Here is a 1,119-nt window from a genome sequence, read left to right as displayed (position 1 = left end):
CAGCAATGATGCGCTGACGTAAATCAGTGGAAAGAGGCTTCATCTAAGGGAGATTCCTAGAGTCTGTAGGTAAGCCTCATATTGTATTCTAAACAACTAGGAACCGCTATATAACGTCCCACGGCATCCGGTTGGACAGCACCCGACTCGTCGCTTTCACCGAACCACACCAATGAGCGTCACCATTTGCCGAGGCCGAAATCCCTTTGAACGCAAGCGATGGCCACACTGGGGGCACGCCGGCCATTGATGAGAGGGGTGAGCACGTTGGCTCAAGTCTGTCTCTAACAGCAGTCGAGCGAATAGCAACCCCAGTTGAAGGGCGGCACAGACTTTTTCAGCCAGGCTTTCGGCTTTCTCAAACTCACTCCATTCGCCAGACCACTCTGGGTGTTGCTGACAGATTTCCTCGATAGACGATACAATCATGAGTATATTTTTTGGTTGGGACGGGACTATTATCCCATCCCTTTTTTCTTATCGATAGACGGTCCCACAACACCTGGATACGCCCTAAGGCATCTCCTAAGTCGCCTTGGTTAGCATCCAAATCAATAACTAATACTCTCTTTTTAAGCTGAGATAAAACTGCTGCTAGATTCGAAATTGTAGTTGTCTTACCAACTCCGCCTTTATTGTTATAAACAGTGACAACCAAGCCTTTCTTCGGCTCCTCTATTTGGCTCTTGATATTTGCTACTGTTGCTGAAATATTATCTCGAAAAGATAAACAAGGTAAAGCAGGATGTATTACTTTTCCATGCTTACGAAACAGGTGTATATCTAGAGAATTCATCAGAATTCCCCACTTGACTGTTTTAGACTGTGGCGCTAACAAATATTGCTTCAACTGAGGAAAATTCTTCAGATGATAACTATTTTCCCTCTCTAAATTCTCTGTTCTTCCCTTAACTTCCATATAGAGATATGGATTTTGCTTAGTATGGAAAAATACATCGTCAGATTCCGTATTTTTTCGTACAGCCCAGTCAACAAACTTCCGCCCAACAGGATACTGAGAGGAGCGTTCTAGGTCAGCATATCCTAATGATTGCAGAAATGGAGGTGAAAATAAGGTTTCAACATCCGCCTCAGCTGCGTTTTGGGATAGTGTTCGAT

1 protein-coding gene is annotated in these 1,119 nt (G+C 44.2%); it reads right to left on the bottom strand.

Annotated features, from left to right (window positions below; translation table 11 throughout):
- Positions 1–364: 364 nt before the first annotated feature.
- Positions 365–1,119: AAA family ATPase (locus tag IQ260_RS31970; RefSeq protein WP_322745094.1), on the bottom strand; the 755-nt coding region annotated here is incomplete at its 5' end.

This window comes from Leptolyngbya cf. ectocarpi LEGE 11479 (assembly GCF_015207065.1).
In the GTDB taxonomy this organism is placed as follows: Bacteria; Cyanobacteriota; Cyanobacteriia; order Phormidesmidales; family Phormidesmidaceae; genus Leptothoe; species Leptothoe ectocarpi.
This window is presented reverse-complemented; position numbering and strand designations above follow the sequence as displayed.